This is a genomic window from uncultured Sphingomonas sp. (assembly GCF_946477935.1).
GTDB lineage: Bacteria > Pseudomonadota > Alphaproteobacteria > Sphingomonadales > Sphingomonadaceae > Sphingomonas.
The window spans coordinates 1-5,071 of record NZ_CAMLAC010000247.1 but is presented as its reverse complement, the minus strand read 5'-3'; the positions used below and the strand labels follow the sequence as shown (position 1 = coordinate 5,071).

Here is a 5,071-nt window from a genome sequence, read left to right as displayed (position 1 = left end):
AGACAGGCCGGAGAGTGCGGACCTGATCCGCTGGGACATCACCGATCGCGGCTTTGCCATGCATCTTTCAGGCGAAGTGCCGGGGCGGCTGGCCGATGCGCTGGGGGCGGAAGAGACGCGGGCGGCTTTGTCAGGCGACGGTGGACCGATCGAGGGATGGGCGGTCCATGCCGGGGGACGATCGATCCTGGATGCGGTTGAGCGAGCGATGGGATTGGACGCGGACGCGCTGGCGGCGTCGCGGGCCGTGCTGCGCGAGAAGGGAAACATGTCGTCGGCGACGCTGATGTTCGTGCTGGCGCGGATGATGCGGGGGGCGCCGATCGAACGCGGGCTGGCGCTGGCCTTCGGACCGGGTCTGGCCGCCGAGGGGCTACGCTTCCGGAGTGCCGCGTGAGACTTTCCACCCGTGCATCCGGCCCGGAGCTGATGGATGCCGAGGATCTGGATGCGGGTACCTACCGCGCGGTGCTGCACGATCTGGCGCGGGTGAACACGGTGACGATGGCGCGGCGGCCGACGTTGCGGTTTCTGGACTCGGTCATGCGCGGCCGATCGACGCTGCGGCTGCTCGACGTCGGCTTCGGCAACGGCGACATGCTGCGCAGCATCGCGCGCTGGGCGAGGGCGCGGGGTATCGTCGCGCAACTGGTGGGAATCGACCTGAACCCGAACAGCGCGGGCATCGCCGCGGCGCAGACCGGGCGCGACCTGCCGATCGATTACCGCACCGGCGACTATGCCGCGCTGGCGGGACAGGAATGGGACGTGATCGTCTCCAGCCTGGTCGCGCATCACATGAGCGAGGCGGAGCTGATCGCCTTCCTGCGCTTCATGGAGCGGGAGGCGCGGGTCGGCTGGTTCGTCAACGATCTGCATCGCCACCGTTTCGCCCATGCCGGCTATCCGCTGCTCGCATGGGCGGCGCGGTGGCATCCGATCGTACGGCATGACGGCCGCCTGTCGATCGCGCGCAGCTTTCGCCCGGCGGAATGGAGCGAACTGCTCGCCACCGCGCAGATCAGCGAGGCGCGGGTCGAGCGCCGCTTCCCCTTCCGGCTATGCGTCGCGCGCCGGCGCTGATCGTCGGCGGTGGGCCGGCGGGCGCGGCGGCGGCGATCACGCTGGCGCGCGAAGGCATGCCGCATCTGCTGGTCGAGCGGCAGCGGGTGATCGGCGATGCCCTGTGCGGCGGTTTCCTGAGCTGGCGGACGGTGGCGCAGGTCCGGGCGCTGGGGGTGGAGCCAGGCGGCCACCGGGTGACGCGGTTGCGCATGGTGACGGCGCGCGCGGTGGCGGAGGCGCCGCTGCCCGAACCCGCCATCGGCCTGTCGCGCCACCGCCTCGACACCATCCTGCTGGCGCAGGCCGAGGCGGTGGGCGCGCGGGTCGAGCGCGGCGTCAGCGTGCGTGCGGTGGAGCATGGCGGCGTGCGGCTGGCGGACGGCGAGGTGCTGGCGCCCGATGCGCTGTTCCTGGCAACCGGCAAGCACGACCTGCGCGGGGCGCCGGCGCGGGGTGATCCGGGTGACGATCCGGCGCTGGGGTTGCGCGTGCGGCTGGCGGCGGCGCCGGGACTGTCCGTGCTGGTGGACGATGCGATCGAACTGCACCTGTTCGACCGTGGCTATGCCGGGTTGGTGTTGCAGGAGGACGGCAGCGCGAACCTGTGCATGGCGGTCCGCCGGTCGCGGCTGCGGGCGGCAGGGGACGCAGCGGGGCTGCTGGCCGAACTGGCGCGCGAGGTGCCGCGACTGGGCGAGCGGCTGGCGTTCATGGCGGGTGACGCCGCCGTCGATGCGGTGGCCAACGTGCCCTATGGCTGGCGGGCGCGCCCGGGTGCGCTATTCCGGCTTGGCGATCAGGCGGGTGTGATCCCGTCGCTGGCCGGGGAAGGCATGGGCATCGCGCTGGCCAGCGGCGTGTCGGCAGCGCAAAGCTATATCGCCGGGGGCGCCGCCACGGCACCCGATTGGCAGCGGGCGTTCAGGCGGCGGATCGGGATGCCGATCGCGGTGGCCGGCGGTGTTCGCGCGCTGGCGGAGGGGCGGGCACGCGGCGTTCTCCCCCGGCTGGCCGGTCCGGCGCTGGTGCGATGGATCGCGCGCGTGACGCGGGTGGCGTGATCGTGCGCCGGACTGCGTGGGTGTAGCGGCAGGCCGCCCATAAGCATCGCTTGTGATGGCGCGCGAAGCCGGGTATTTCGCCCATCCTTCATGGCTCGCGCGCGTTCTTCCCGCTCACGTCCCCGTTCGCCCTGGCGGCGCCGGATCGTCGTTTCCCTCCAGATCCTTATCGGCCTGGCCGTGCTCGCGCTGGGCGCGCTGCTGATCGCGGTCTATGTCGCGCGGTCGCAACTGCCGAGCTTCGAGGAGCTGAAATCCTCGCCCAACGGCCAGATGATCCGCGTCCATGCCGCCGACGGCACGGTGATCGTGTCGCTGGGGCCGAGTTACGGCGAATGGCTGCCCTATAACCGCATCCCCGCGGTGATGCGCGAGGCGACGGTGGCGGTGGAGGATCGCCGCTTCCGCCAGCATCCCGGCGTCGATCCGATCGGCATCGTCCGCTCGGTGATGGTCCGGTATGAACGGGGCCGCTGGGTGCAGGGGGGCTCTACGATCACGCAGCAGCTTGCCCGCAACGTCTTTTTGAACAACCAGAAGAAGTTCGGGCGCAAGTTCCGCGAATGGATCCTGGCGCTGGCGCTGGAACGCAAGTTCAGCAAGGACCAGGTCCTCGAGCTGTATCTGAACAAGGTCTATTATGGCGGCGGTGCGTATGGCATCGACGCGGCTTCCCGCAAATTCTTCGGCCATGGCGCGGACACGCTGAGCCTGTCGGAAGCGGCGGTGATCGCCGGGCTGGTCAAGGCGCCGTCCAACTACTCGCCGACCGCCGACGCCGAGGCGGCGGTGGGCCGTGCAGGCGTGGTGATCGACCAGATGGTGCGCAACGGCTTCATCAGCGCGGACGAGGCGGCGGAGGCCGAGCCGAAATCGCTGCACCTGGCGCCCGAGCCCAAGCAGAACAGCGTCCGTTACTTCACCGACTGGGCCCTGCCGCAGCTCGACACGCTGATCGACGAGACGCAGGCGCCGCTGGAGGTGTGGACGACGCTGGACCTGGGGATGCAGCGCGCCGCCGATGCCGCGATCCGGCAGCAGGCGCCTGGCGGTACGCAAGGGGCGCTGGTCAGCCTGGACCGGGACGGCGCGGTGCGCGCGCTGGTCGGTGGCAAGGATTACGTGTCGACCAACTATAACCGGGCGACGCAGGCGGTGCGCCAGCCGGGTTCCGCGTTCAAGCTGTTCGTCTATCTCGCCGCGCTGGAGGCGGGCCACAAGCCTGAGGACACGGTGGTGGACGAGCCGGTGACGATCGACGGGTGGAGCCCGCGCAACGATTCGCGGCGCAATTCGGGGCAGGTGAGCCTGCGCACCGCCTTTGCCTATTCGCTGAACACGGTGGCGGCCAAGCTGGGGCAGGAGGTGGGCTTCACCACCGTCGCCGACATGGCGCGCCGCTTCGGCATCACCACGCCGGTCAACACGCATCCCTCCATGGTGCTGGGGACGTCGGACGTGCGGCTGATCGACATGACGCGCGCCTTCGCCTCGGTGGCGAACAAGGGCGTGGCGGTGGCGCCCTATGGCATCACGCGGGTGACGACCAACGGGCAGGAAATCTATCGCCACGAGGTGGATCGCAGCCATGTGCTGGTCGCGCCCTATGTCGCGGCCGAGATGACCGACCTGCTGCAGACCGCGGTCAATACCGGCACGGGACGCGCCGCGCAGATCGGGCGGCCGGTGGCGGGCAAGACGGGCACGACGAGCAGCATGAAGGATGGCTGGTTCGTCGGCTTCTCCAGCGGGCTGACGACGGGCGTGTGGATGGGACGCGACAATGCCCGGCCGGTATCGGGCCTGCACGGCGGCACCGCGCCGGCGCGCGCCTTTGCGCAATATATGAAGGCGGCGACCGCCAGCCGGCCGATCGAGCAGTTCGAAACGCAGGTGACCTTGCCCGAATGGCAGTTGGAGCCGGACGAGGAGAGCTATTTCGGCGCGCCGGATAATGGCATGGGCGCGGTCGATGCCGATGGCAATCCGATCGCGCCGACGGTGCCGGGTGACGGCTATGACGACGATCAGGCGCCGGTGGATGTGCGCCGCGGCAGCGACGAGGACGGGCCGCCGGTGCAGGCCGCGCCACCGCAGCGGCTGGATCAGGACTGGCTGGACCGCGTCACCGGGCGCGACGCACCGCGCGAACCGTCACGCCAGCGCCCCGCTCCGCGCGAGGGGCTGGCGCCGCCGCGCTTCGATCAGGACGACCGGCCGACCCAGTGAAGCGCCGCGCCATGCCGCCGCAGCCAGGCGGTGGCAGGCGCGGGATCCTCGCCCAACAGCTCCGCGACAAGGGCGTGGAAGACGGGGGCATGGTTCATGTGGACGCGGTGCGCGACCTCATGCGCCACCGTCGCGCGGCGGACGAAGCCGGGCGCGAGGATCAGCCGCCAGCTATAGCGGATCGCGCCGTGCGAGGCGCAACTGCCCCAGCGCGCCTTGGCATCGCCGATCGCGACCCTGGTAACGGTGACGCCGGCCTTTGCCGCGAACTCGGCGGTTTCGTGCGTCAGCAGGTCGAGCGCCTGACGATGCAGCCAGAGTGTGACGCGGCGGGGCAGCGTTTCCACCGGGCCGGAGGCGTGCAGCATGTCGCCATCGCGACGGAGCAGGCGGCTGCGCCCCTCGATCCAGCAGATGGTGAGTTCGGTGTCGCCGAACGGGATCGTCGCACCGGGCGCGAAGGGGCGCGGGGTGGGCAGGGTGGCACGCTGGGCGGCGATCCACTCGCCCTTCCCTTGCGCCCAGGCGAGCGCCGGCTTCAGCGCGGCGCGCCTGGGGATGACGAGGCGGGTGGTGCCGGTGGCGGGGTCGATCACCAGCCGGATACGCCGCGCGGTGGGATGCCGGATGATTTCGTCGATCATTGGAATGATTTCCCTCTCCCCCGCGGGGAGAGGGAAGGGGCCCGCTGCCGCCAGGCAGTGGGAAGGGTGAGG

Annotated in this window: 4 protein-coding genes and 1 pseudogene; 4 read left to right on the top strand and 1 reads right to left on the bottom strand. The window is 70.7% G+C overall.

Annotation, left to right across the window (positions count from 1 at the left end):
- The 4 genes and pseudogenes from Q0U08_RS17635 to Q0U08_RS17620 all read left to right on the top strand — a co-directional run.
- Nucleotides 1–397 (top strand): annotated as a pseudogene (locus Q0U08_RS17635) (type III polyketide synthase); the annotation flags it as partial.
- 32 nt (nucleotides 398–429) lie between these two features.
- The gene (locus tag Q0U08_RS17630; protein ID WP_298092942.1) at nucleotides 430–1,083 is read left to right on the top strand and encodes a methyltransferase domain-containing protein; all 654 of its coding nucleotides are present in this window, start codon (nucleotides 430–432) and stop codon (nucleotides 1,081–1,083) included.
- On the top strand, nucleotides 1,062–2,126 hold the full coding sequence (locus Q0U08_RS17625; RefSeq protein ID WP_298092941.1) for an FAD-dependent monooxygenase: 1,065 nt from the start codon (nucleotides 1,062–1,064) through the stop codon (nucleotides 2,124–2,126). The genes Q0U08_RS17630 and Q0U08_RS17625 overlap by 22 nt, the downstream gene beginning before the upstream one ends.
- A gap of 90 nt (nucleotides 2,127–2,216) precedes the next feature.
- Nucleotides 2,217–4,355 (top strand): transglycosylase domain-containing protein, encoded by a 2,139-nt coding sequence (locus Q0U08_RS17620; RefSeq protein WP_298092939.1) that lies wholly within the window; start codon nucleotides 2,217–2,219, stop codon nucleotides 4,353–4,355.
- On the opposite strand, the gene Q0U08_RS17615 is transcribed toward Q0U08_RS17620, so the two are convergent.
- A complete protein-coding gene (locus Q0U08_RS17615) occupies nucleotides 4,331–4,999 on the bottom strand; it encodes a YgjP-like metallopeptidase domain-containing protein (protein ID WP_298092937.1) in 669 nt (222 codons plus the stop codon). The two genes, Q0U08_RS17620 and Q0U08_RS17615, sit on opposite strands and share 25 nt — an antisense overlap.
- Nucleotides 5,000–5,071: the final 72 nt, after the last annotated feature.

Bases quoted from the DNA above. Each gene is read 5' to 3' on its own strand.
- Q0U08_RS17630 (WP_298092942.1), top strand. From the start codon at position 430: ATGGATGCCGAGGATCTGGATGCGGGTACCTACCGCGCGGTGCTGCAC.
- Q0U08_RS17625 (WP_298092941.1), top strand. From the start codon at position 1,062: ATGCGTCGCGCGCCGGCGCTGATCGTCGGCGGTGGGCCGGCGGGCGCG.
- Q0U08_RS17620 (WP_298092939.1), top strand. From the start codon at position 2,217: ATGGCTCGCGCGCGTTCTTCCCGCTCACGTCCCCGTTCGCCCTGGCGG.
- Q0U08_RS17615 (WP_298092937.1), bottom strand. From the start codon at position 4,999: ATGATCGACGAAATCATCCGGCATCCCACCGCGCGGCGTATCCGGCTG.